The 25810-nt window shown below is 60.6% G+C and carries 20 protein-coding genes and 3 tRNA genes; all 23 read right to left on the bottom strand.

Going from position 1 to position 25810, the window contains the following annotated elements; all coding sequences use genetic code 11:
- Positions 1–11 precede the first annotated feature (11 nt).
- Entirely contained in the window at positions 12–1043 is a 1032-nt protein-coding gene (locus ASC74_RS23485) for a FecCD family ABC transporter permease (protein WP_056744434.1), read from the bottom strand.
- Complete coding sequence (locus ASC74_RS23480; protein WP_056744432.1) at positions 1036–2025, bottom strand: FecCD family ABC transporter permease; 990 nt, start codon at positions 2023–2025, stop codon at positions 1036–1038. The genes ASC74_RS23485 and ASC74_RS23480 overlap by 8 nt, the downstream gene beginning before the upstream one ends.
- Positions 2022–2945: an ABC transporter substrate-binding protein gene (locus tag ASC74_RS23475; protein ID WP_056744430.1), complete on the bottom strand. Its 924-nt coding sequence runs from the start codon at positions 2943–2945 to the stop codon at positions 2022–2024. The genes ASC74_RS23480 and ASC74_RS23475 overlap by 4 nt, the downstream gene beginning before the upstream one ends.
- Entirely contained in the window at positions 2935–4782 is a 1848-nt protein-coding gene (locus ASC74_RS23470; RefSeq protein WP_056744428.1) for an IucA/IucC family protein, read from the bottom strand. The genes ASC74_RS23475 and ASC74_RS23470 overlap by 11 nt, the downstream gene beginning before the upstream one ends.
- Before the next feature lie 4 nt (positions 4783–4786).
- Positions 4787–5560, bottom strand: a complete 774-nt coding sequence (locus tag ASC74_RS23465) for an HpcH/HpaI aldolase family protein (protein ID WP_056744426.1) — start codon at positions 5558–5560, stop codon at positions 4787–4789.
- Entirely contained in the window at positions 5554–7425 is a 1872-nt protein-coding gene (locus ASC74_RS23460; RefSeq protein WP_056744424.1) for an IucA/IucC family protein, read from the bottom strand. The genes ASC74_RS23465 and ASC74_RS23460 overlap by 7 nt, the downstream gene beginning before the upstream one ends.
- 19 nt (positions 7426–7444) lie before the next feature.
- Positions 7445–8872, bottom strand: a complete 1428-nt coding sequence (locus ASC74_RS23455) for a DHA2 family efflux MFS transporter permease subunit (RefSeq protein WP_056744690.1) — start codon at positions 8870–8872, stop codon at positions 7445–7447.
- On the bottom strand, positions 8869–10080 hold the full coding sequence (locus ASC74_RS23450) for a type III PLP-dependent enzyme (protein WP_056744422.1): 1212 nt from the start codon (positions 10078–10080) through the stop codon (positions 8869–8871). The genes ASC74_RS23455 and ASC74_RS23450 overlap by 4 nt, the downstream gene beginning before the upstream one ends.
- Positions 10073–11857 carry an IucA/IucC family protein gene (locus ASC74_RS23445; protein ID WP_056744420.1) on the bottom strand — a complete coding sequence of 595 codons (1785 nt, stop codon included), beginning with the start codon at positions 11855–11857 and terminating at the stop codon, positions 10073–10075. The genes ASC74_RS23450 and ASC74_RS23445 overlap by 8 nt, the downstream gene beginning before the upstream one ends.
- A 212-nt stretch (positions 11858–12069) precedes the next feature.
- Positions 12070–13446 carry a diaminobutyrate--2-oxoglutarate transaminase gene (locus ASC74_RS23440; protein WP_056744688.1) on the bottom strand — a complete coding sequence of 459 codons (1377 nt, stop codon included), beginning with the start codon at positions 13444–13446 and terminating at the stop codon, positions 12070–12072.
- 354 nt (positions 13447–13800) lie between these two features.
- Positions 13801–16224 carry a TonB-dependent receptor gene (locus ASC74_RS23435; RefSeq protein WP_056744418.1) on the bottom strand — a complete coding sequence of 808 codons (2424 nt, stop codon included), beginning with the start codon at positions 16222–16224 and terminating at the stop codon, positions 13801–13803.
- 67 nt (positions 16225–16291) lie between these two features.
- Positions 16292–17242, bottom strand: coding sequence for a FecR domain-containing protein (locus ASC74_RS23430; RefSeq protein ID WP_056744416.1), 951 nt, complete (start codon positions 17240–17242; stop codon positions 16292–16294).
- Positions 17239–17748, bottom strand: coding sequence for a sigma-70 family RNA polymerase sigma factor (locus ASC74_RS23425; protein ID WP_056744414.1), 510 nt, complete (start codon positions 17746–17748; stop codon positions 17239–17241). The genes ASC74_RS23430 and ASC74_RS23425 overlap by 4 nt, the downstream gene beginning before the upstream one ends.
- A 394-nt stretch (positions 17749–18142) precedes the next feature.
- A tRNA-Asp gene (locus ASC74_RS23420) sits at positions 18143–18219 on the bottom strand.
- 93 nt (positions 18220–18312) lie between these two features.
- A tRNA-Asp gene (locus ASC74_RS23415) sits at positions 18313–18389 on the bottom strand.
- 55 nt (positions 18390–18444) lie between these two features.
- Positions 18445–18520, bottom strand: a tRNA-Val gene (locus tag ASC74_RS23410).
- Between the two features lie 159 nt (positions 18521–18679).
- The gene (locus ASC74_RS23405) at positions 18680–19456 is read right to left on the bottom strand and encodes an SDR family oxidoreductase (RefSeq protein WP_056744412.1); all 777 of its coding nucleotides are present in this window, start codon (positions 19454–19456) and stop codon (positions 18680–18682) included.
- On the bottom strand, positions 19453–20664 hold the full coding sequence (locus ASC74_RS23400; protein WP_056744410.1) for an O-succinylhomoserine sulfhydrylase: 1212 nt from the start codon (positions 20662–20664) through the stop codon (positions 19453–19455). Before ASC74_RS23400 ends, ASC74_RS23405 begins: the two co-directional genes overlap by 4 nt.
- Positions 20665–20728: 64 nt before the next feature.
- Complete coding sequence (gene purF, locus ASC74_RS23395) at positions 20729–22234, bottom strand: amidophosphoribosyltransferase (protein ID WP_010456022.1); 1506 nt, start codon at positions 22232–22234, stop codon at positions 20729–20731.
- A gap of 41 nt (positions 22235–22275) precedes the next feature.
- The gene (locus ASC74_RS23390; protein ID WP_046047730.1) at positions 22276–22836 is read right to left on the bottom strand and encodes a CvpA family protein; all 561 of its coding nucleotides are present in this window, start codon (positions 22834–22836) and stop codon (positions 22276–22278) included.
- 98 nt (positions 22837–22934) lie between these two features.
- Positions 22935–23594 (bottom strand): SPOR domain-containing protein, encoded by a 660-nt coding sequence (locus ASC74_RS23385; RefSeq protein ID WP_056744409.1) that lies wholly within the window; start codon positions 23592–23594, stop codon positions 22935–22937.
- Positions 23578–24885, bottom strand: a complete 1308-nt coding sequence (folC, locus tag ASC74_RS23380) for a bifunctional tetrahydrofolate synthase/dihydrofolate synthase (RefSeq protein WP_056744407.1) — start codon at positions 24883–24885, stop codon at positions 23578–23580. Before folC ends, ASC74_RS23385 begins: the two co-directional genes overlap by 17 nt.
- On the bottom strand, positions 24882–25802 hold the full coding sequence (gene accD, locus ASC74_RS23375) for an acetyl-CoA carboxylase, carboxyltransferase subunit beta (protein ID WP_056744405.1): 921 nt from the start codon (positions 25800–25802) through the stop codon (positions 24882–24884). Before accD ends, folC begins: the two co-directional genes overlap by 4 nt.
- Positions 25803–25810: the final 8 nt, after the last annotated feature.

Raw genomic sequence — 25810 nt, 5'->3', positions numbered from 1 at the left:
CGTTGAATTCCTTAATGACGCTGTTTAATCAATAAATAGAGAAAAAAGGGTGTGCCCAGCACCGCGACAAAGATCCCGGCCGGCAAATCCAGGGGCAAGAACAACGTGCGCCCGACCAGGTCCGCCAGCATCACCAGATTTGCGCCAATCAGCGCTGCCATCACGGCCTGCCCAGTGAAACCAGGGGCCACCAGGCGTTTGGCAATATGCGGCGCGATCAGCCCGACAAACGCTATCGCCCCACCCCAGGCAATGGCCGCACCGGCCAACGCCACACTCATCAGCAACAAACCGGCCCGCAGCCATTGCACGCGCACGCCGATGCCCTGGGCCAGGTTGTCATCCAACTGTTGCACCATCACCTGACGGGCCAGCAGCACCAGCAGCGGACAAATGCCCAACAACCAGCTCGCAAGCGCCAGCGGTTCGGGCCAACTGGCGCCGTACACGCTGCCGGTCAGCCAAACATAGGCCGACAGCGTGGTGGTCAGCGGGCTGAAAACCAGAATGAAGGTGGTCGCGGCCGTCAACATCGCCGAGACGCCCACGCCGATCAGCACTAGTCGCAGCGGTGAGGTCCCCTGCTTCCAGGCCAGCAGGTAAATGGCCAATGTTGCCAGAGCCGCACCGAGCATCGCGGCCAGGGGCAAAAATTGTTGCCCCAGCGTCGCGGATAGGAACGACAGGTAAAGCACGGCGGCGGCGCTGGCACCGCTGGTGATACCCAGCAGGTCGGGCGATGCCAGCGGGTTGCGGATGATGCTTTGCAGGATCAGCCCGGACACCGACAACGCAGCCCCCACCAGTGCCGCCAGCACAATGCGTGGAAAACGCAGTTGTTCGACGATCAACGTCAGGCTGGGGTCCTGGCTGGAAAACAGAATTCGCATCACCTCGAGGGGCGAAAGGATGACTTTGCCCAGCGACAACGAGCCGAGCATCACCAGCACCGTCAGCACCAGTGCCGCCGCCAACCGCCACCACGTGGAAAGGTTCACCTGCCGGGAATACCCGCCTCGGCGCCAGGTCACCACCTTATCCATAACGACCTCCACGCCGGGCCAACATAATGAAAAACGGCGCGCCGAACAGCGCCGTCATCACCCCCACCGGCACCTCCTGAGGCAGGATCAAAACCCGCGACAGCGTATCCGCCAACAGCAGGAGAGTCGCACCGAGCAGCGCACAACCGGGCAGCAACCAGCGATGGTCGATGGACAACCCCTTGCGCACCATGTGCGGCACCAGAAGACCGATAAAACCAATGCTGCCAGCCAACGCCACCGCGCTGCCTGCGAGACAGATCACCAGCACGCTCATCAGCAGCCGGATCAGGCCGGTTCGCTGCCCCAGCCCCGTAGCAATTTCTTCCCCGGCGTTCAGCACATTGAGCTGCCCGGCCAGCAACAGCGCCCCCGACACCCCGAGTACACCGCACAGCAACAACGGCGCAGCGGTCGACAGACTGCGTTCGGTCAGTGAACCGGCCATCCAGAACAGCACCGTGTCCAGGCCATCCTGATTCACCACCAGCAGCGCCTGGCTGAAGGCGGAGAACAACGCGGCGATCGCCGCTCCCGCCAACACGATACGCAGCGGACTGAGACTGCCTTGCCCCATATTGCCGATCAGCCATACCAGACAACCCGCCACAGCAGCGCCAATGAACGCCGACCATAGCCAGGCATCCGGGGATGACAGCGAAAAGATCGAGGAAAACAGAATGATAAAAAAGGTCGCACCGGCATTGATTCCGAACAACCCGGGTGACGCCAGCGGATTGCGCGTCAGTGCCTGCATCAGGGCGCCCGCGACCGCCAGGCTGGCGCCTACGGAAATCGCCATCAAGGTGCGAGACAGGCGCGTGGTGGTCACCAGCACATGATTGATGCTCAACGGGTCGGGATCGACAAACGCCGCGGCAATCTGTGGCAGTGGAATCCAGGTGGCTCCGACCGCCAGGCTCAACACGCAGCACAGCAGCAACACGACACCCGCGCTGCACAGCTTTACTCCCGGGCTCATGAGGCCACCTGCGCGGCGGCCACGCGGGCCACGTCGTCGAGCATCAGGTTGGCCCCCAACATCCCGCCCGACAGACTCCACGCGACGCCATCGACCTGCCACACCTGTCCTTGCTGCGGGGCACGCATCTGCTTCCACAGCGGGTGTTGCACCAGGCTCTCGTAGTTGCGCTGCACCGCCCCGTTCTGCGCGCGCAGGAACACAAAAAAGATGTCGGCATTCACCACAGCAAGGCTTTCCTTGCTGGTGAGTTTGATCGATACCCCGCTCGCCTCCCGGCTGCTGTCACTCCAGTTGAACCCCAGTTCGCTGAGCACGGAACCCGGGAAACTCGCCGGCAGGTAACTGCGGATGTGGTCTTCGCGGATGTCCAGAATCGACACCGTGGGAGGCCAGCGTCCGGCAAATGTCTGCCGCAATTGCTGACACAGCTGCGCCACGCGTTGCTGCCATCGGTTCAGAATCTCGTCGGCCCTCTGTTGCTGGTGTAATGCAGCGCCCATCAGCATCAGAGTCTTTTTGAATTCAAACACTTCCTCCAGCATCAGCACCGGGGCGATCTGCTTGAGTAACGGTGCAATACGTTCGTGGCGAAAGCGCGAGGCAACGATCAAGTCCGGTTTGAGCAGCGCGATGTCTTCAAGGCTGGGCTGGGTCTCCAGCCCGACATGAGGCACAGCACCCAGTGCCGTGCGCAAATAGCGATAGGTCGGTTTTTCGCTCCAGGAATCAACCACGCCACACGGGGTAACGCCCAACACCACGGCGCAGTCGGTGGCGCCCTGAAACAGGGTGACCACCCGCAACGGCGCGGTGCCGGTCTCGGCCCATGCCGGCGCAGAAAACCTGAGGGCGAGCGCCCCCAGGGACAGGCGCAACAGCGTGCGCCTGGAGGGATGACATCGCGGCTCAGGCTTCACGATCGAGCCTGTGAAACGGATTGACCACCTGCCCTTTACCAAACGGCATGCTGCCAGGGCCGCCCGCGCGTTCGATCATCGGGGTGAGCAACAATTTCTGCGGCCAGTGCGGCGCTTCGAACAACTGGTGCTTGATCATGATCCGCGCCTCGGCGTCAAACTCGATGGTGTCGATCAACTCGTTGAGCACCTCGCCCATCGCCGTCCACAAACCGGTCGCCGGCAATGCGTAGACCTCAGCCAGCGTATCGATGATGGCGCGGAAGTTCACCTGAATACCCAGGGTCTGCAACCAGAACAGCAAGTCTTCAGGGCGATCGTGGTACAGCGTGTTGGCGTGCCCCTTCTTCAACCGGTAAGCCGGATCAGCCAGGCCGTTGCGTTCCAGCCACGGCACGTAGATGCGCAACGAATCGTGATCGCGCAACAGCAGGCCCTGGGCATAACCGGCCTTCCACACCAGCACCGCGTTCTGCCCGTGAATTTCCCCCAGCATGCCGATGCGGAACATCCGCAGGTTGATATCGAAAAAGCTGTGGCACAACTCGCGGAACAGCGTCATCACCGACGCGGCATTGATCGGCAGTTGGCGGTAGCCCATCCAGTCATCGAAGAAGTGCTGATTGCTGCCCGGCAACGGCGTGCCGAGGGCGGCCATGGGCACCAGTCGGCAGTCTGGATCTTCCAGCAGCGCCGGCGGATAGCCGCGAACCATGGCCGACAGGTGACGCGGCGCTTCGTCGAACAGCGTCGCGTCTGGCGGCATGAACGCCCACCATTTGGTTTCGTCGCACAGATGCAGGGACTGTTGCAGTGTTTCATCCTTGCTCAGTGCCTGGCGCAGCAACGCCTCGCTCAAGCCGCCGTTGATCATTTTTACTGCGGGCAGATAACGCGAAGCGCCCAGCGAATAGATCGCCATCGGCAACTTGAGGTAATCGGCGCTGTTGAAGCACGGGGTCATCGAGCGCAACGACGAGGTGGCGAAGAAATCACCGTCGGTGAAGTCCAGTCGATGGCAATCACCCTTGGCGAACGCGTCGCCGAGTTGCGCCTCCAGCACGTGTTCGAACTGCCACGGGTGCACCGGCAGCGCAATGTGGCTCTGGGCAATGCCCCGCTGCTGCAGCTCTTGTTGCAAGCTGGCCTGCAGCAGCGGCGGCAACAGGTATTGAGCGGGATAACTCTGCGCCAGGTCCGTCACGCCGTCGCCGCATTGCAGCAATGTGCGGTCGACCGCGACCCAATTGAGCGCCACCGGACGGGCGAACTCAGCCTGATACTGCTGATATTCCGCGTCGTCCAAACCCTGTTTGGCTTTGGCCAGCGGATGGTAGGGACGATCACGCAGCGAAGCCCACTGCTCCATCGTCAGGAAGAAGTCCGCGTTGCTCTTTTCCAGCAAACGTTCGCTGTCGACCCGATGGGCGAGGGACAACTCGGTCTGGCGGACGCTGGTGCGCAGCACATCCAGAAACAGGGCGAAGCCTTTTTCATTGTCCGGGTAGCGATCGGTCATCCCTGCCAACACCTGGGTCGTGAAGGCCTCGGGGGACAGCGCGGTCAACTGGTCATTCTGTCGCGCCCATACCGGCGTGCCCGGTACTTTTTCCCATTGCTGGGTAATGCCGGGACGCAGGGCAATGACGATGCAACCTTGGGGATCGCTGGGCCATTCCCAGATCCGTTGTTCGGCGCTCAACCCGGTAAACGGCTGATCGGCCGATGACGAGGGCGCCACCAAGTTCAGCGGCTCGGTCCCGAAAAAATGTTCGGCCAGCAAACAATCGACCAGATCCTGCATCACCTTGTCGGCGGCCATTGTGGTGAAGTTCATCCGATTATTTTCCTTCTGCTGAAGTGGCGGCCAATTTGGCCTGGAGGGCACGAAAAGCGATGCCACGCTCGTCACCCAAAACAAAACTTTTTACGCCCCGGCTCAACCACCGTTCGTGGTCGCCCGGCTGACGTGGAATCGCGCAATACGGCACGCCCGCGGCGCTGACTGCCTGCCAACTGGCGAGCAGCGCTTGCTGCACTTCGGGCCGGTCGATCTGCCAGGGCATGCCCATCGATTGCGACAAGTCGGCGGCCCCTTCGAGGATCATGTCGAGGCCGGGCACGGCGGCAATTTCTGCCGCGCGTCGCACACCTTCGGCACTTTCGATCATCGCCACGACCATGATTTGTTCGTTGGCCAGCGCGACGTACTCCGCCAGGCTGTGTTTACCAAACGCACCGGGGCGCCCGGCATTCAGGCTGCGGGTGCCCTGCGGGTGGTATTTGCAGGCACGAATGCTTTCGGCCAAGGGCTCGGGGCCTTCGATCATCGGCAAGACAATGCCCTGGGCGCCGCCATCGAGCAGACGCAGCAGGGTTTTCGGGTTGAGGTCCGCCACCCGCACCAGCGGGGTCAGCGCGTAACTCTCGGCGGTGCGGATCATGTTCTCCACGGTCTCGGGATTGATCAGCACGTGTTCCATATCGATGATCACGAAATCGAAACCCGCCTCGGCAATCAGTTCGATGGCCGCAGGCGACGGAATCGAGCTGATCAGGCCGTAGACCGGCTCACCCGTGGTGAGTTTCTGTTTGAGCAGATTGGTCCTCAGCATGATTGCGGCCGGAACGCGTGCAGCGGATTCGGCACCGATTTGAAACGACGTTCGCCGTCGCCCAGCAGGCGGCGCTTGGTCAGTTCTTCCACTTCATAGAACGGTGCGAAAACATCAAACGCTGCGTAACGCGGACGGTGTTGCGGATGCTCGGCCTGGTAAGCAGTGATGACCTCGGCAGTCATCTGCCAGAACAAGGCTTCTTCCAGTTGATAGTGCTGATGCAGGAAGATCGCCATCTCGGCCAGGGCGATGAAAAAGAACGAGTCACAGGAAAAATCCCGGACCGCATCCAGATCGTCGGTGAGGATGAACGAGTTGCGGTTGAGCTTGGCGTGGCTGGCGGGCAGCGGCACCAGGGTCGGGCACAGATCAGGGCGCCCGAGGTGTTGCGGTGAATAGCGCACGCCGTCGTGGAAGTCTTTCAGGGCGATACGTTGCGGCCAGCCCTGCTTCACGATCAGGACGATGTTCTGCCCATGGGATTCCATGCCGATGCCTTCGGCGTAGAGCATGTGAATGATCGGCGACACCGCCACCTGCAGCAGTTGACGGGTCCAGGCGTGCAGGCCGTATTGCTTGATCCAGGCATCGATAAACGGCTTCTGTTCACCGCTGCCGTAACGATTGTCCACGGAGCTCAAACCATTGAACGGCACCGCTTGCTCGTCGTCTTGCAGGTACTGGTGAATGCTCTCGCGCCACAGCGTGCCCATCGTGCCGTAGGCCTGGGACATCCGCGTGGCGGGCAGGTGATCGTAGTCAAAGCTGACGCCGACCACTTCGCCGAGAATCACAAAGCCAAGGTCGCGGGCGGTGCTGTCACTGCCGATCAACTGCTGCAACCAGTCGGTGATGATCGGGCCGTTCATCACCGTATGCCGGGCCAGAATTCGGGTGCTGGAGGTGTTGGTCATACTCAGTGCGAGCTTGACGTAAGGCCGCTTTTTCTCAGTGACGTTGGCCAGGGTGCGGATCGACTGTTGCGCCTGATAACGGTCATCCGTTGTGCCCAGATAGATCACCTCACCGCTGACCAGTTCTGGATAGAACACAGGAACGATGATGTTTTCCCACTGCCACGGGTGCACCGGCATCAGCCAGTAATCGCCCATCGCCTTGCCTTGGTCGGTGAGGCTTTCAGCCAGCTGCTGCCAGCGCTGAAGTCCGAATTCCTGCTGGATAAATCCGTCGTAATCCAGGTGCCGCGAGATGTTCATCGCCCCGCAGGATTTGGCCACGGCCAGCCAGACAATCGCGATGGGCGCGGCAAATTCCGGCCCGTAGCTGGCGTTGTCCTTGAGCGAGAAACCGATGCGCGATTTGTAGCAAGGGTGATAGCTGTGGGCGTCCATGAAGTGCTGTTCCAGCGCATCGACATCCAGTTGATGGCTTGGCTTGGCCGCTTGATAGCCCTGGCTGCGCGATTGCAGATCCTTGAGCATCGTTTGTTCAAGCTCATGGGTGAAGCGTGGCAGGTGCGGGCTGTCCTGAAGTTCGCTGAGCAGCTCCGCCAATGCTTGATGAAGGTGCGGCCGGCTGCGTGCGCCCAACGCATTTACGCGTTCGAGACTGGCATAGTCGAGGCGGATCAGCTCGAAGCTTTCGCTGAGCAATCCGGAGCAGTGGTACTCCACCGGTTGTTGCTGCGCATCGATGCCGCTGACGACAAAACGGTACTGGCCGCCATCGAGGGGCGAATGGCGATACGGCAGGACGTTTTCATACAGCAGCGTTTGCAGCAGCTGGCCCACCACGCGCTGTTCCACTTGCTGATAGTGGCGGGGATCGGCCGTCGCCAGCCAGACGCCTGGCGCAGAGTCCGCAGCCTGATGTGTTGCCTGTGAAGAAGTCGCCATAGTCATAACCTTGTCCGTGAAAGAATTAACGGTGTTCGAGGGCTGAGGGCAGTGCCTCGGCCGGCTCGTCGGATGCGTGAACGGGAAAACGCCAGGCACAGGGCAATGCCAGCAGGATGAGGATGCCGGTGGCCATGAAGACCTCGCTGATCGCCCCCGAGCTGGCCATCGAAACCACCCCGCCCCCGGTCTCGGCAGTCAGGCGAAATTCCAGCCACAGGGAGGCAATCACGATGGCCAGTGACGAGACGAGACGACGGGAAATGTTGTTCATCGCCGCGCCTTGAGTGACCATCGGTTCAGGCAGCGCATCGAGCCCGGCGGTGGTGATGGGGATATAGGACAGACCCAGTCCGGCGCCGCGGACCATCATCAGGAAATACACCACACCGATTGAAGCGCCAGCCCCCAGCACGCCCAATCCCAGCGTGGCGCCCCCGGTCAGCAGCAGCCCCCAGAGCACCACGCCACGCGGGCCGTGCCGGTCCAGCCACTGGCCGCCGAGATGACCAAACAGGCTGGCGAACAGCGCCGTGCACAGCAGCGACAGGCCGGTCCAGATAGCGCTGTAGCCCATCACCACTTGCACCAGCAGCGGCAGCAGCACCAGACACTCGAACATGCCGACCGACTGCACCACCGCGATGATCACGCTCAAGCGATAACCGCGCAGGGCAAAGATGCGCAGGTTGAGCAGCGGCGAAGTCCGGTTCAGTTCCAGTCGCACGAACGCCACCAGGCAGAGAATGGCCGCCAGCAGCATGCCAAGGTTGAGGGGATCAGTGAGGGCCTCGGCGTGGCGCAGACGGCCAACAGCGATCATCAGCAAGCCGATGCCTGTCGCGATCAGCAGGTAACCTGCCAGGTCGAAAGGTTTGCGTTCCGATGGTTCGGAAGCCGGCAGCACGCCGACGCCAAGAATCAGCGCCAGCAGACCAATCGGTACATTCATCAGGAACAGCGAGCGCCAACTGAACCACTCCAGCATCAGGCTGCCACACAAGGGCCCCAATGCCGGCGCCAGCATGACCGCCGCGCCCCACAGGCCGGTGACCCTGCCCCGCTCGCCCTTGGCGTACACCGAAAAGATGATCGCCAGCGACAGCGGAATCATCAGTCCGCTGGCGATGCCTTGCACCACGCGCGCGGTAATCACCAGCGCGATGGAGTTGGCCAGCGCACCCAACAGTGAACCGCAGACAAACAACGCCACGCCCCACAAATACAGAGATTTGCGCCCCATCCGCTGGCTGAGAAAACTGGTGAGTGGCATGGTCATGCCCATGCTCACCATGAACGCGGCCACAATCCAGGTGGCCAACAGCGGGCCGATATCGAAGGCCTCCATGAACGCCGGCAACGCCGGATTCAGCGAGCTGTTGTTCAGGCTGACCGTCAGCGTGCCCAACAACACATTGACCACCACCAACCAGCGCGGAACGGCAAACGTCAGTCCCACAGGTTGACTCCGGCCTGTTGCACAAACACCTGCGGCGGTCGCGGATGGCAGAGGAAGTCGGCATGGGAGATGTTGTAGCCATAGGCACCCGCCAGCGGCAGCACCAGCATGTCGCCGATCACCACGTCCGTGAGCGGGTAATCGCGGCTCAGCACATCCTTGGGCGTGCAGAGCTGCCCCACGACGGTCCAGTCCTGCTGTGGCGCCGTTGACGTTACGCGATGCCGGGGCAGATGAATGATCGGGTGATCATGTCCCTGGGCAACCGGCAAACGGAACTGATGGGTGCCGCCACGACAGACCAGGAATTGCTTGCCGTGACTGGTTTTCTTGTCCAGCACTTCAATGGCGTAATAGCCGCAGAAAGCGCTGATGAAACGACCGGGTTCAAAGCGCACGATGGGCGCATCGGCACACGCCGCGAGGGACTGGCCCAAATGCGTACACAAGCGCTGCCAATCGAATTGCTGCGGCCCGAGGTAATTAACGCCGATGCCACCGCCCACATTGAGGTGGGTGATCGCGGCGGGATCGGCCGACAACGCTTTCCATTGCGGCCAGCGCTGCAGGTAGAGGTCGAGCAATTGTTCATGGCGCTCCACCTGCGATTGATGGGACATCGCATGCACATGGAAGCCCTTGAGCCGCAGGTGGCTGGCGTTATCGACCCAACTCACCGCCTGAGCCAGTTCCGACTCATCGATCCCGAACGGTGTGGCCGTGCCGGCCATCGCCAGTTTGCTGGAGAGCGGCGACGGCAGTTCGGGGTTGATCCGCAGCAGCACGTCTTGCACGTGCCCCGCTTCCAGTGCCAGCCGTTGCAGGCGGACGATTTCATTCAGGCTTTCGATGTGAATCGCTTCGACCTGATGTTGCAGCGCCGAACGCAGGTCAGAATCCAGTTTTCCTGGGCCGGAGAAGATGAATGGCTTGCGCGTCGGGCAGGCCTGGAGACGATCGATCTCGCCGCCGGAGGAAATCTCGAACCCGTGCACCAACGGCGCGACGGTGGAGAGGATCTGCGGTTCACTGTTGGCCTTGATCGCGTAGTAAAGCTCTACGCCTTCGGGGAGGGCCGCCATCACCTGCGTCACGTGCTGTTTCAGCGCGTCCAGGTCGTAGATGAACAGCGCCAGCGGATCTTCGTGTTGTGTGCGGGCGTCGTCGATCGCGGCCAAAACCGCTGCGGGCAGCTTACCCATGCTTGGCCTCCTTGCCCCACGGGGACACCAGACTGACATAGCTGGCCTGGCGATCTGCCTTGGCTGCCAGACGGACTTTCAGGTTGGTTTTGCAGGCAATCGGTTGACCGGCGATCAGTGCGTCCAGCTCCGGCGCAGCGCGGGTCAATTCGGCGCGGATGCTGATCAACTGTTGCTCCACCCGTTGCCACATCAGCGGCGCCAGGTGCGGACGCTCCCAACTCAGGGCCAGTACCGCCTCGGACAAGTTGTTGACGAACAGGCAATAGACGATGCGATTCCAGCCTTGCTGGCGGGAATAGAGCAGCGACTCACGCACCCGTGGATGAGCGTCTGCATCGATCCGGGAAGCACCCAGTTCGTCGGTCAGTTTGACCCCTTCGAAATCCCGCAAGAGCAAGCGTTGTGGGCGACCGTTGTCATGCACCAGCACGCTGTTCTGCAAGTGCGGCTCCATCACGATGCCGTGATTGAAGAACAGCGCCAGCACCGGCCGCAGCAGCAGCGCCTGATAGTCGTCGAACCAGCTCAACAGCGTTTGATCGTCGATGTCATTGCCGTTGAACCGGCTCAGGAACTCATGCACCAACGGCGGTAAATGCAGGCCGCGAGCGAACAACGTACCGGCCATGATGCTGCAGTCGGTGCCGGTGTCGAGGCAGAAGTTCTCCCGCAGGATCGCCCCGGTCTGTTCGCGGAACCAGTGGTTATCGGCTTCGCTGGCCTGTTGCGGCGCCCAGCTCAGATTGCCCGGCTCAGCCACCACCGAGAGCCCGCCAAGGGTTTCGGGCCGGGTCAGTTGGAGGTTACGAAAGACTCGGTCGATCATCAGTGCGCTTTCCAGCTCGTACCAGGCGTTTTTCCTGACGCAGTTGGTGATGCGCACATTCAGCGAGCCCTTGATGAAGAACTCATGGCCCTCGATGTACCAGGTTCGGATGGACGCCGTGGGGTTGGCCATCAGCCCTGTGGCGCCAAGGTCGACGATGGCCGCGGATTTCAACAAACGCTGAACCCGACCATCCTGCATGAACAGCTGCGCCTGAACCGGGTGCATGCAAATAACCGCGTGCCCTGGCCGCGCCTGCGCTTGATCGGCAAAACCGGCCAGCACTTGGGCTTTGCTCAGTCCGTTAGCCCCGACGTTCAATCCTTCCAGCGGCACCTCGAACAAGTGCAATGGCGTGCGGGCCTGGAATTCCGGGGCATAGGTTTCCTGGGCCAGATGAGCTGGCCACAGGCGCGCCTTGGGTGCCGGGTGATTCGGATGACCGAACCACAAGCCCTGCTCGCTGGCGAGGTAACCGCTGAGCGGTGCCGGGTGCTGGCCGTCCATGTTGTGGCCGACGATGGCCGCGGTCAGCAACTGGCTTTGCAACACCTGATCCAGCAACTCGTCGTTGCTGGCGCGGGTCATGTGTTCGCACGCCGCGAGCAACTGTTCGACGAACTCGGCAAACCTCAGGCACGACCAGTCGCCCTCGCCACGCCGGGCATAAACGTCCGACAGGTAACGGTGACTGCCCAGACCATCACGGCGGTCCACCATCACAAAGAATTGCTGCTGGTTGGGCAGGCTGATGGTCAGGGGAATGCCCTTCCATTCCAGACCCTCGAGGTAACTGCCTGGGGCGATACCTTGCATCTGCGTCGGCCAACTGTAACTGAGGCAGTTTTCCGGCAAGGCGAACTCTTTGATCAAACAATTAAGCAACGCACGCGTCGTCGCCAACTCACTGACCATATTCGATAAAACACTGCGATCTGGATGATTCATGGGTGCTCCACAGTAGCCCGCGAGGCCACTGGACACGTTATATGGCGAAAAAATTAGTTGCTGATCGACCTGTTTAACGGCCGACGAAACCCCACGTAACGACATCACTTCACTGAACCTTTTTAAACAATCAGTCGACCATCAAAGTTACTTGCAGTACCGTCATCAAACTGCAATTCAGCGGACTGCTAACGCAACTTCGATTGATTCATTCAAGGGCGCAACTGCAATAAAGCGGCAGCCATCGCGTTATCAAAACGCTGGATGACTTGCTGGCATTGTTCATCGTCGATAATCAAGGGTGGCAACAAGCGGATGACATTGCCCTTACGCCCGCCGCGTTCCAGCAACAGGCCTTGTTTGAAGCACTGTTGCTGGATGGCCACGGCCAGCGCCGGGTCCATCGGGAAATGACCGTGGCGATCCGCCGGTTCGCGTTCGTCGACGACCTCGATGCCCAGCATCAGACCGCGACCGCGCACCTGGCCAAGGGCCGGATAATGCGCCTGCAACTCGACCAGTCGGTCCTTGAGCCACTGGCCACGACGCTCGGCCTGGGCGGCGAGGTTTTGCTGTTGCAGTACCTGCAGCGTAGCCAGCCCGGCGGCCATGGCCATCTGGTTGCCGCGGAAAGTCCCGGCGTGATTGCCTGGCTCCCAGGCGTCGAATTCACGACGGATGCCCAGCACCGCCATGGGCAAACCGCCACCGACCGCTTTGGACATGACGATCAGGTCCGGCTCGATGTCGGCGTGTTCGAAGGCAAACATCTTGCCGGTGCGACCGAAACCGGTCTGCACTTCGTCGAGAATCAGCAGGATGCCGTGCTTGCGCGTCACCTCGCGGATCGCCCGCAGCCAGCTCGCCGGGGCACAGTTGACCCCGCCCTCACCCTGCACCGCTTCAAGGATCACCGCCGCCGGCAGTGACACACCGCTTTCGACGTCTTCGATGAACTGGGTGAAATAGTGGGTCAAGGCCTCGACCCCCGCCTCGCCGCCAATGCCCAGCGGGCAACGGTATTCGTGAGGGTACGGCATGAACTGCACCCCGGGCATCAGGCTGGCGATGGCATTTTTCGGCGCGGTGTTGCCGGTCAGGGCCAGGGCGCCGTGGGTCATGCCATGGTAGGCCCCTGAGAAACTGATGATGTTGTTGCGCCCGGTGTAGGTCTTGGCCAGTTTCAGCGCGGCCTCCACTGCATCCGCCCCGGACGGCCCGCAAAATTGCAGGCAGTAATCACGGCCCTGGTTCGGCAACAGGCTGAGCAAGGTTTCGCTGAAAGCGTCCTTGACCGCGGTGGTCAGGTCCAGGGTGTGCATCGGCAGGCCTGAGGCGAGGAAGCTGTCGAGGCTGGCCATGACGGCCGGATGATTGTGCCCCAGGGCCAAAGTACCGGCGCCAGCCAGACAGTCGAGGTAAGTAGTGCCCTCGACATCGGTCACCCAGAGCCCGTGCGCCTTGGCGATGGCCAGCGGCAACTTGCGTGGATAACTGCGTACATTAGATTCGAACTTGCTTTGTCGAGCCAAATAGTCGGCATTGGTTTTTTGCAAAGGATTAGAGTGCAATACGCCATCATTCAACATCGCTTCACCCTCGTTAAATTCGATATGCAACTTATTCTCATTACCAAGTTGTTGCAACTAATTCTTACAACCTATTTCGAAATTTACATAGAGCGATTTGAACTACTTTAAAAACAATCAGACACGCAAAAAACCAAGTTAATAAACCTGGTATATATTCCGGAAGTGCCATGATCTAGCCATGATCTTTAATGCAACTGACAACTTAGATATAGGCTACCGACAGATAGCGACTTATACGCAAGTGTCTTGAATATTCATTAACTGATGGTGTGCATATGTCCTTCCTCTATATGAATCAGGTCATGGTCCAACGATGGCGCCCCGGTCCTTGGGGCGCATGACACGGGTGAATCAGAAGTCGACGGTCGCCGAAAGGAGGTAAGTGCGTGGGGTCGACAGCGTCAAGCCAGGCTCGCTGTCATCCGAGGCCCCGGCCGAACTCCAGTAGCGCTTGTCCGCCACGTTCTCGACATTGGCACGCACAGTGACGTTCGTTTCGTCGACCTTGAACGCGTAGCGTGCGCCCACGTCGAAACGCTCCCAGGAGTCGATTTCCTTGTTGTTGGACTGGTCCAGGTACTGCGAACTGGAGTAAATGCCGCGGCTGGTCAGGGTCAGGCCCTGTACAGTCGGCACGTCCCACTCGGCGCCCAGGTTGACGTTGTATTTCGGCGTGGCCGGCGCCCGGTTGCCGTCGAAGGTGCCATTGGTGGTGTCCTTCAACTCGCTGTCGATGTACATGACACCGCCGAGCAGACGGAAACCATCGAGCGGTTCACCGAACACACTCAGTTCCACACCGGTGTTCTCACGCTTGCCGTTCGGGCCGAAGACGCGCGTCGTGGCATTGGTCTCGTAAGCCGGCTGCTTGATCCGGAACACGGCGGCGGTGACGGCGAACGCACCGGCGTCATACTTGGCACCGACCTCGACCTGGCGGCTGATGAACGGCGGGAAGATCTCGTCCTCGTTCACCGAAGTCGACGGTGCGATCTTGCCCTGGCTCAGGCCTTCCATGTAGTTGGCATACAGCGACAGCTTATCGGTGGCCTTGAACAGGATGCCGCCCGATGGCGAGACCTTTTCCTCGTCGTAGCCGGTGTCGCCTCTGACGTTATCGGTCCAGTCGTCAACCTTCACGCGCTGCCAGCGGGCGCCGAGGGTCAGCAGCAGCCGGTCATCGAAGAAACCCAGGGTGTCGGACAACGCCACACCGGTGGAACGGTTCTCGGTATAGACCTCCGAATCCTGTCGCGTGGGCCTGACCGGCGTTGGTGTTACCACAGGGTTATAGATGTTGCTGTTGGCCGAGGCATACCGGGCGCCGCCGTTTTCAAAGTCCATGTAGTAATAGCTGGCGGCCAGGTTGACTTCATGGCTTACCGGGCCGGTATGGAACCAGTTGCGCACACCCGCTGTGGCCGTCCGGACATTTTCGTCACGAGTGAAGTCACGCGGTTGAACGCTGAAATTACCGGCGTCGTTGGTGACCGAAACAGCATGTCGAAGGAAGTCATGGTTACTTTTACGCGCGCCCACACCGCCGTACAACATGACGGAATCGTTGACATCGTATTCAGCGTTCACCGTGCCGAACGTGTCGTTGGTACTCGCCTTGCTCCAGGGCTGCGCATAGTTGCGTCGCACATCGCTGGCATGCGGAACCTGCGCGTTAGGGCCAACCTGTACGCGCTCCTGCGGAGCGTCGGTATCACGTTCGGTGCGCCCGATGTCCGTCGAGAGTCGCAGGCGTTCACCGCGGAAATCCAGGCCCAGCACGGCCATCTCGCGGTCGACATTCTGGTGATCCCATTCGGTGTCGCCGGACTGTTTTACGCCGTTGAAACGAAGACCGAACTTGTTGTCTTCACCAAAGCGCCGGCCGACATCCACGGCACCGCCGACCTGGCTGTCGGAAGCGTAACTACCGGTGAATGAAGTGATGGGCTTGTCGGTCGCGCGCTTGGGTACCACGTTGATCCCGCCACCCACGCTGCCCCGCGGCGAGATGCCGTTGATGAGCTGACTAGGGCCTTTGAGGACGTCGACGCGGTCGGCCATCTCCATGTCGATCGTGTAGGTCGGCAGGACGCCGTAGAGGCCGTTGTAAGAAACATCACTGTTGAACAGGCTCAACCCTCGAATGGTGAACTGCTCATAGCGCCCACCCGCCGGGTTGGTGGCGCGAACCGAAGGATCGTTGGCGATCAGGTCGCCCAAGGTACGCGCCTGCTGATTTTTGACCACCTCACTGGTGTAGGTGGTCATGCTGAACGGCGTTTCCATAAAGTCTTTCGAGCCCAGCAAGCCTTGCGACCCGCGACGCGCGACCTGGCCGCCGACATACGGATCGCCGTGCTCCGAGTCAGTGGCACCGACAATCGAGGTGGCGCCCAGTTGCAGGCTGCTGCCTTCTGGCACCGGGGTCAGGATGTACGCCTCTTCGCCCACCGGCTGCAGTTGCAGACCGGAACCCTGCAACAGTCGGGCAAAGCCCTCCTCGACCGCGTATTCGCCGGAAAGTCCAGGGCTGGTGCGACTGCCCACCAGTGCCGGGTCCACTGACAGGTTGACCCCGGCCAGCCCGGCGAAACGGGTCAGCGCTGCGCTGAGGCTTCCTGCCGGCACCTGGTAACTGCGTCGAGGCGCGTCTTCGGCCCAACCGGCAGTGATGAACAACGGACAGGCACTCAGGCTCAACAACAGACTCAAATGCAACAACGGGCGCAGCCTGGAAGAACCCAGACGCGTACTGCAGGGCATCACAACGGGCATTGAGAATCTCTCTGATTTCGTTTCACTTGCCTTGAATGACAAGCGACGCGAAAAAAGGGGACATACCTCAAACACTATTTTTGCGCGGCAGCAACGTGACCCAGTAGCGGGTTCGCCTATGCACCTCCAGCGGCAAGCTGGCCGCCAGCAACGTCAGGATGCGATCGGTGTCTTCCAGACGGAAACTGCCGGTGACGCGCAGGGATTCGAGTTCCGGTTCCCAGCGCAACAGTCCCGGGCGATAGGTGCTGAGTTCACGCAGAAAATCGCCCAGGGGCTGGTTCTGTGCCATCAACACGCCGTCGCGCCAGCCTGGGGCAAGCACATCGAAAGGTTCGACGCGTCCGGCACCCATCGCCTGAAGGCTGACTTGCTGGCCTGCGCGCAATGAAAAGACCGGCCCACGCAAAGGCTGCAACTGCACCGCGCCTTTAAGCACTGACACCTTGCACCCCGTCTGCCCCTGACGAACGCACACTTCGCCCTGACTGACGACCACTTGCCCGAAGTGCGTCTGGATCGTCAGCGGCGAGGTGCCGGGCACATTCAGCGCTATTTCGCCTTCCACGAGTCTCAGCCGGCGGTTCTTCAGGTCGATATCGACGGCACTTGCGGTGTTCAATTGCAGCGAGCTGCCATCGGCCAACTGGACTTTTTTGCCCTCCCCGGTCGCGGTTCGCAGATCAGCGCGCCAGACGTCCAGCGGTAGCTGCCGGCTGATCAGCCAGGCGGTGGGCACCAACGCCACCGCCCCGACGGCGCGTTTGAGTACCGTGCGCCGACTCGTCTGCGGCCGATCCAGGCTGGCCATGGCCAGTGCCGACGGCAGGTCGGAAAAGCGTTGGCGCAAGAGTTGGGCTTTCTGCCAGGCCTGTTCATGACTGGGATGGCTGTCACGCCAGTGCTGCAGATTGGCTCGATCGCGCTCATTGGCGGCGCCTGATTCCATGAGTGCCAGCCATTGAGCGGCAGCCCGCACGACTTGCCGGGCTTCGGCCGAAGGTGTCGAACCGATCACAATTCCACCAACAGGCAATGTTCGTAGGCTTGCGCCATGTAGCGCTTGATCGTCCGCTCCGAGACTTGCAGGCGCTCAGCAATCTCGTGATAACCCAAACCCTCCAACTGGCTCCAGAGAAACGCCCGTCGCACCGCGGTCGGCAATCCGTCGAGCAATTCGTCCAAGGCTTGCAGGGTTTCCAGGAGCAACCACCGTTGCTCGGGCGACGGCAGGCAGTCTTCAGGCAGCAGCGCCAGCGCACTGAGGTAGGCCTGCTCCAGGCTGCGGCGCTTATAGAAGTTGGTGAGCAGTCGCTTGCCGACTGTCGCCAGATAGGCGCGGGGTTCTTGCAGGTCAGCGATGTGCTGGGAGCTGGCGAGTAAACGCACGAACGTATCCTGGCTCAAGTCCGCCGCATCATGGCCATTGCTCATCCGCCGCCTCAACCAGCTTTCGAGCCAGCCACGATGGTCGCGGTACAGGTCGTGGAAGGTTTGCGCCGCCGGCATCGCTGCATCACTCATCTTAAGGAACCCTGCGCGAAGAAATATTTTAAATGCGACTCATTCTAATTAGTGTTGATACTTCAAACCAAGCGCTTTATACGTTTTGCCCCCAGGAAAAATTTGAATACGCGAATGAAAGACAGGTGTTTTTGCCACGCAGCCACCGGCTGATCAGGGCTGAGCGTTATTGAGGGAAATCGTCGATAGGAGTAACAATTCGACACACGGCCGCATTTGGCTGGCAGATGCGAATACCCATGGTTGCGGGGAGCAGAAGAGAAAAGCCAAATCGCAGACACAAAAAACCCCGGTCTTTCGACCAGGGTCTTTGCTATCGACTCGAAGTAGACACTGGCTTTACCAGCGGCTTTCTTCGTAGCTCCAAGGCGTTCAGCGGGCCTTGAGGCAGATATGGCGCAGCGGACGGGACTCGAACCCGCGACCCCCGGCGTGACAGGCCGGTATTCTAACCGACTGAACTACCGCTGCGTATCGCTTTGGACTTGCGTCCAAGTAACTCGTCTGACTGAAAGCTTCGAGGCTTTCAATCTCGAACCAGAATAAACTCTGACTCGGAAAATATGGCGCAGCGGACGGGACTCGAACCCGCGACCCCCGGCGTGACAGGCCGGTATTCTAACCGACTGAACTACCGCTGCGCGTCGGTGGAGGCTTTTAAAAGCTTCCATCTTGCTTTCGCAAGACTCTCGGAAGTGGTGGGTGATGACGGGATCGAACCGCCGACATTCTGCTTGTAAGGCAGACGCTCTCCCAGCTGAGCTAATCACCCGTTTGCATCTCCGAGGCCGCGAAATTTACGCAGGTACCGATGCTAAGTCAATACCCCGCTTGAAGTTTTTCTGAAAAAGACAAAATCATGTCATTTCCCGCAGCGTTGCCAACGGCCGTCTGCAACCTCAAGCCGCCGCTGTCGCGGCCCCTGCTCGAATTACTCGCTGTAAATCATCTTCTTGGTCATGCCGCCATCGACCACGAACTCCTGGCCCGTGACAAAACCGGCGTTCTTCGACAACAGCCAGGCGACCATCGCCGCCACGTCCTCGACCGTCCCTACCCTGCCCGCCGGATGCTGGGCATGGTCGGCATCGGTCAGCGGTTCGGCACGACGTGCGGAGGGATCCCGCGCATCGATCCAGCCCGGGCTGACCGCATTGACGCGGATTTCCGGCCCGAGGCTGATCGCCAAGGCATGAGTCAGGGCCAACAGGCCGCCCTTGCTCGCCGCATAAGCCTCGGTGTCGGGTTCTGACTGCCCGGCGCGGGTCGAGGCCAGGTTGACGATTGCTCCGCTGTGAGCGCGCAGGTACGGCGCACAGTGCTTGGCCAACAGCATCGGCCCACTGAGATTCACCGCCAGCACCCGATTCCAGTACGCCAGATCAAGGCTTTCAAGGGTGATGTTGTGCGGATCGGCAACCGCCGCGTTGCACACCAGCGCATCCAGACGCCCGAACTGCCCCAGCACCTCGGCGACGCCCAACGCCACCTGCCCTTCGTTCGAGACGTCCATGGCGATGAACCAGGCGTTGTCGCCGAGCACCTTCGCCACTTTCGAACCGCGCACCCGATCAAGATCAGTCAGCACCACCTGCCAGCCTTCACTGATCAGCCAGGCCGAGATCCCCAGACCAATGCCCCGCGCAGCACCCGTGACCAGTGCGACGCGGCCATTGGTGCCAGTGGTCGGCGTGGACAACTCGATCACAAGGCAGCCAACCCGCGCGCCAGATCGGCTTGCAGGTCGGCCACGTCTTCCAGACCGACCGCGATGCGGATCAGGCTGTCACGAATGCCCGCGGCCTCACGCTCTTGCGGCGCCAGACGGCCGTGAGAGGTGGTGCTTGGGTGCGTAATGGTGGTCTTGCTGTCACCGAGGTTGGCGGTGATGGAAATCAGACGGGTCGCATCGATAAAGCGCCAGGCGCCCTCTTTGCCGCCCTTGACCTCGAAACTCACGACCGCACCAAAGCCTTTCTGCTGACGCAGGGCCAACGCGTGCTGCGGATGGCTTTTGAGACCGGCGTAATGGACTTTCTCGATGCCTTCCTGCTGCTCCAGCCATTCGGCCAGTTGCTGGGCATTGGCACAGTGCGCCTTCATGCGCAGGCTCAGGGTTTCCAGGCCTTTGAGGAAGATCCAGGCATTGAACGGGCTCAGGGTCGGCCCGGCAGTCCGCAGGAAACCGACGACTTCTTTCATCTGTTCGCTGCGACCGGCCACAACACCGCCCATGCAACGGCCCTGGCCGTCGATGAACTTGGTCGCCGAGTGCACGACGATGTCCGCGCCCATCTTCAGCGGCTGCTGCAACGCCGGGGTGCAGAAGCAGTTGTCGACCACCAGCATCGCGCCTTTGGCGTGAGCGATTTTCGACAACTCGGCGATGTCCACCAGCTCGGCCAGAGGATTAGATGGCGATTCGACGAAGAGCAGTTTGGTGTTGGCCTTGATCGCCGCATCCCAACCGGACAAGTCCGCCAGAGGAACGTAATCGACTTCAATGCCGAAGCGCTTGAAGTACTTCTCGAACAGACTGATGGTCGAACCGAATACGCTGCGCGATACCAGCACGTGATCGCCGGCGCTGCACAGGCTCATCACCACCGCCATGATCGCGGCCATGCCGGTGGCCGTGGCCACGGCTTGTTCGGCGCTTTCCAGCGCGGCAATGCGCTCTTCGAACGCGCGCACGGTCGGGTTGGTGTAGCGCGAGTAAACGTTGCCCGGCACTTCACCGGCAAAGCGTGCCGCCGCATCGGCAGCGGTACGGAATACGTAGCTGGAAGTGAAGAACATCGGATCACCGTGTTCGCCTTCCGGCGTTCGGTGCTGACCGGCGCGTACGGCCAGGGTGTCGAACGCTACGCCTTCGAGGTCGCTGTCCAGCCGACCGGCATCCCAATCCTGACTCATGCTGTCACTCCTTGCCTTGCTCTTTTAGTAGATACAAAACCGGCCCCTCAGGGCCGGTAGTTACTCAGTTGTTATACAGATCAATGATCGCACTGACTGCTTGCGTCTTGACCTTGGAGGCATCGTTACGTGCCTGCTCGATCTTGTTCAGGTAAGCCTCGTCGACGTCGCCGGTGACGTACTGGCCGTCGAACACCGCGCAATCGAACTTCTCGATCTTGATCTTGCCGCCACCGACCGCTTCGATCAAGTCAGGCAAGTCCTGATAGATCAACCAGTCAGCGCCGATCAGATCAGCCACGTCCTGGGTCGAACGATTGTGCGCGATCAACTCGTGAGCGCTCGGCATGTCGATACCGTAGACGTTCGGGTAGCGAACGGCCGGTGCCGCGGAGCAGAAGTAGACGTTTTTGGCGCCGGCTTCGCGGGCCATCTGAATGATCTGCTTACAGGTGGTGCCGCGAACGATGGAGTCGTCCACCAGCATCACGTTTTTGCCGCGGAACTCCAGCTCGATGGCGTTGAGCTTCTGGCGTACGGATTTTTTCCGTGCAGCCTGGCCCGGCATGATGAAGGTCCGGCCGATGTAGCGGTTCTTCACAAAACCTTCGCGGAACTTGACGCCCAAGTGGTTCGCCAATTCCAGGGCCGCGGTGCGGCTGGTGTCCGGAATCGGGATGACCACGTCGATGTCGTGCTCTGGACGCTCGCGCAGGATCTTCTCGGCGAGTTTCTCGCCCATGCGCAGGCGTGCCTTATAAACCGACACGCCATCGATGATCGAGTCCGGACGCGCCAGGTAGACGTGTTCGAAGATGCACGGGGTCAGGGACGGGTTGGTCGCACACTGACGGGTGTGCAGCTTGCCGTCTTCAGTGATGTAGACCGCTTCGCCCGGTGCCAAATCGCGAATCAGGGTGAAACCGAGCACGTCCAGGGAAACGCTTTCGGAGGCGATCATGTACTCGACGCCTTCGTCGGTGTGACGCTGACCGAAGACGATCGGACGGATGCCGTGTGGGTCGCGGAAACCGACGATGCCGTAACCGGTCACCATCGCCACGACCGCGTAACCACCGACGCAACGGTTGTGCACGTCAGTAACGGCCGCGAACACGTCTTCTTCGGTTGGCTGCAACTTGCCGCGCTGGGCCAGTTCGTGAGCGAACACGTTAAGCAGCACTTCCGAATCGGAGTTGGTGTTGACGTGGCGCAGGTCAGATTCGTAAATCTCCTTGGCCAACTGTTCAACGTTGGTCAGGTTACCGTTGTGCGCCAGGGTGATGCCGTAAGGCGAGTTGACGTAAAACGGTTGGGCTTCGGCCGAAGTCGAACTGCCCGCGGTCGGGTAACGCACATGGCCAATACCCATGTGGCCGACCAGGCGCTGCATGTGACGCTGATGAAACACGTCACGTACCAGGCCATTGTCCTTGCGCAGGAATAACCGGCCATCATGGCTGGTCACGATACCGGCAGCGTCCTGGCCGCGGTGCTGGAGGACGGTTAGCGCGTCATACAGCGCCTGATTGACGTTCGACTTACCGACGATACCGACGATGCCACACATGCGACGCAACCCCTACTTAATGGATCTGAACTGAACACAACTCACTGAGGCATTTTGGCCATCGGCAAGAGGTGCTCCTTGAACGGTATATCAGCGGGTACGCTGATACCGCTGGCAAGCCACTGACTGCTCCACCCGAGAATCAGGTTTTTGGACCAGTCTGCAACCAATAGAAATTTTGGCACGAGCTGTGACTCTTGCCACCACCCGTCCTGCTGTACCGGCCCCAGGCTCAACAGCCCGACCGCCACGACCACCAGCAACACGCCACGCGCGGCGCCGAAGGCCATGCCGAGGAATCGATCGGTCCCGGACAGCCCGGTGACGCGAACCAATTCGCCGATAAGATAATTGATCATTGCGCCTACGATTAACGTGGCGACAAACATGATGGCACAGCCCGTGATCACACGGGCCGACGGCGTCTGGATGTATCCGGCGAGGTACTCGGACAATGAACCACCGAACATCCAGGCGACGACTCCTGCGATGATCCAGGTCACCAGCGACAGTGCTTCTTTGACGAAGCCGCGGCTCAGACTGATCAATGCGGAGATGGCGACGATTGCAACGATCGCCCAGTCAACCCAGGTAAATGGCACAGTGCAGCCTACAGACGGATAAGGCGGCGCATTTTAGCAGAGCGCATGGCTATCGGTAAGCTGCGATTGTCAGTGCATTTCAAATCGGGGCGATAGTTTTAACCACGCTCAGGCTGGAAACGCACCACAAAACCCTTGAGGTTCTGCTGGCGACCCAACAAGTCACGCAGACGATCGGCTTCTGCACGCTCGATCAGCGGTCCGACAAACACCCGATTCTTGCCGTCGGCAGTACGAATGTAGGCGTTGTAGCCTTGGCTGCGCAGGGATTTCTGCAGGCTTTCTGCACTTGCACGGCTCGACAGGCTGGCCAGTTGCACCGACCAACTGACCGACAGGCCATTGGCATCGACGCGGCTTTGAGTCGTGTCCGGCTTGCCCGGCGCAGCCGTGATGGGCTGGCTAGGTGCAACCGTTGGTTTGTTGACCGGCGCCGGAGCTGGTGCGACCGGTTTGGCGGCAGGCGCAGGCGCCACCGGCACACTCGGGGCAATCGCTGTCGACGGTGCTTCTTGCTGAGCGATTTCATCATCACTCGGCACAGGTTCCTGAGGCAGGGCTTGCGGCTCAGGTACTGCCACCGGTTCAACCTGAACTTGCGGCACCGCAGGCGCTTGCGGCGCAGCCGGGGCTTCAACCGTCACTTGACGCTGTTCATCCTGACGGGAAAACAGCATCGGCAGGAAAATCACCGCCAGCGCCACCAGAACCAGGGCGCCAACCATGCGCTGTTTGTATGCCTTATCCAGCAATGCCATTTGCCGCTTCCTCCGTGGAGCGCCGGGCCAGCCATTCGAGGGCCTCGGCGACACAATAAAATGATCCGAACAACAGAATCTCGTCATCGCTCGTCGCCAGCGCGCACTGCCCATCCAGGGCGGCGGCCACGCTGTCATAGGATGTTACCGAGGCGCCAAGGTTCTGCAATGCTGCGTGCAAATCGGCAACCGGACGCGCTCGCGGTGAATCCAGCGGCGCGACAGCCCATTGCTGGACACTAGCATTCAATTCACCGACAACACCATCCAGATCCTTGTCCGCCAACAGTCCGAACACCGCCAGACGCTTGCCAACCGGCGGTCGGCTGGCCAGGCGGCGAGCCAGATACTCGGCCGCATGCGGGTTATGCCCCACGTCCAGCAACAGATTCAGGCGCTTGCCCTGCCAGTCGAACTGGCGGCGATCGAGGCGACCGACCACCCGAGTGGCTTTCAGCGCAGCAACAATGTGTGCATCCACCCAAGGCAGCCCGAGCAACAGGTAAGCCTGCAACGCCAGCGCGGCGTTTTCCATCGGCAGATCGAGCAACGGCAGATCGTGCAGCTCGACCACACGCCCTTGAGCGTCAAGACCGCGCCATTGCCAGTTGTGATCGGTGATGCCGAGGTCGAAATCGCGCCCACGCAGGAAAAACGGGCAATTGAGCTCGCGCGCTTTATCCAGCAGAGGTTGTGGAGGATTCAGGTCGCCACACAGCGCAGGCGCGCCCTGGCGGAAGATGCCGGCCTTTTCGAACGCTACGGATTCACGGGTATCACCCAGATAATCCGCGTGATCGACACCGATGCTGGTGACCAGCGCCATATCGGCATCGACCACGTTGACCGTGTCCAGACGCCCGCCCAGCCCGACTTCCAGCACCACTGCATCGAGACTGGCGTGTTGAAACAGCCAGAACGCTGCCAGGGTGCCCATTTCGAAGTACGTCAGGGATGTGTCGCCACGGCCCGCCTCGACCGCTGCAAAGGCTTCGCACAGCTCGGCGTCAGTGGCTTCGACGCCATTGACCTGCACCCGCTCGTTGTAACGCAGCAGGTGCGGAGAATTGTAGACACCGACGCTCAGGCCCTGCGCCCGCAGCAACGAAGCCACGAATGCGCAGGTAGAACCTTTGCCGTTGGTGCCGGTGACCGTGATCACCCGAGGCGCCGGCTTGCCCAGTCCCATGCGGGACGCTACCTGTTGCGAGCGCTCCAGGCCCATGTCGATGGCCGAAGGGTGCAACTGCTCAAGGTAGGCGAGCCACTCGCCAAGGGTACGTTCGATCATATGTTGGCGGGCACCGGTGGAACCACGATTGGCTCGATTGGCGCGGCGACGAATTTCGGCGTCGGCAGGCCCATCATTTGTGCCAGCAGATTGCCCAGACGCGGACGCAGTTCCTGACGGTGAATGATCATGTCGATCGCACCGTGTTCCAGCAGGAATTCGCTGCGCTGGAAGCCTTCCGGCAGTTTTTCACGCACGGTTTGTTCAATGACGCGCGGGCCAGCGAAGCCGATCAGGGCTTTCGGCTCACCGACGATCACGTCGCCAAGCATCGCCAGACTGGCGGAAACACCACCGTAGACCGGGTCGGTCAAGACGGAGATGAACGGAATGCCTTCTTCACGCAGACGCGCCAGCACCGCAGAGGTCTTGGCCATTTGCATCAGGGAGATCAGGGCTTCCTGCATCCGCGCACCACCGGAAGCAGCGAAGCAGATCATCGGGCAACGGTTTTCCAGCGCGTAGTTGGCAGCGCGAACAAAACGCTCACCAACGATGGCGCCCATCGAACCACCCATGAAGGAGAATTCGAACGCCGACACCACAACCGGCATGCCCAGCAACGTGCCGCTCATGGAGATCAGTGCGTCTTTTTCGCCGGTCTGCTTCTGGGCAGCGGTCAGGCGATCCTTGTACTTCTTGCCGTCGCGGAACTTCAGACGGTCAACCGGCTCAAGGTCCGCGCCCAGTTCGGCACGGCCTTCAGCGTCGAGGAAGATATCGATGCGGGCGCGTGCGCCGATACGCATGTGGTGGTTGCACTTGGGGCAAACGTCCAGGGTCTTTTCCAGCTCCGGACGATACAGCACAGCCTCGCAAGACGGGCATTTGTGCCACAGACCTTCAGGCACCGAGCTCTTCTTGACCTCGGAACGCATGATCGAAGGGATCAGTTTGTCTACTAACCAGTTGCTCATGCTTTCTT

Origin of the sequence: Pseudomonas sp. Root329 (assembly GCF_001424925.1) — a bacterium.
Classification (GTDB): Bacteria; Pseudomonadota; Gammaproteobacteria; order Pseudomonadales; family Pseudomonadaceae; genus Aquipseudomonas; species Aquipseudomonas arabinosi.
The sequence above is the reverse complement of the archived record's forward strand: the minus strand, read 5'-3'. Positions and strand labels throughout refer to the sequence as shown.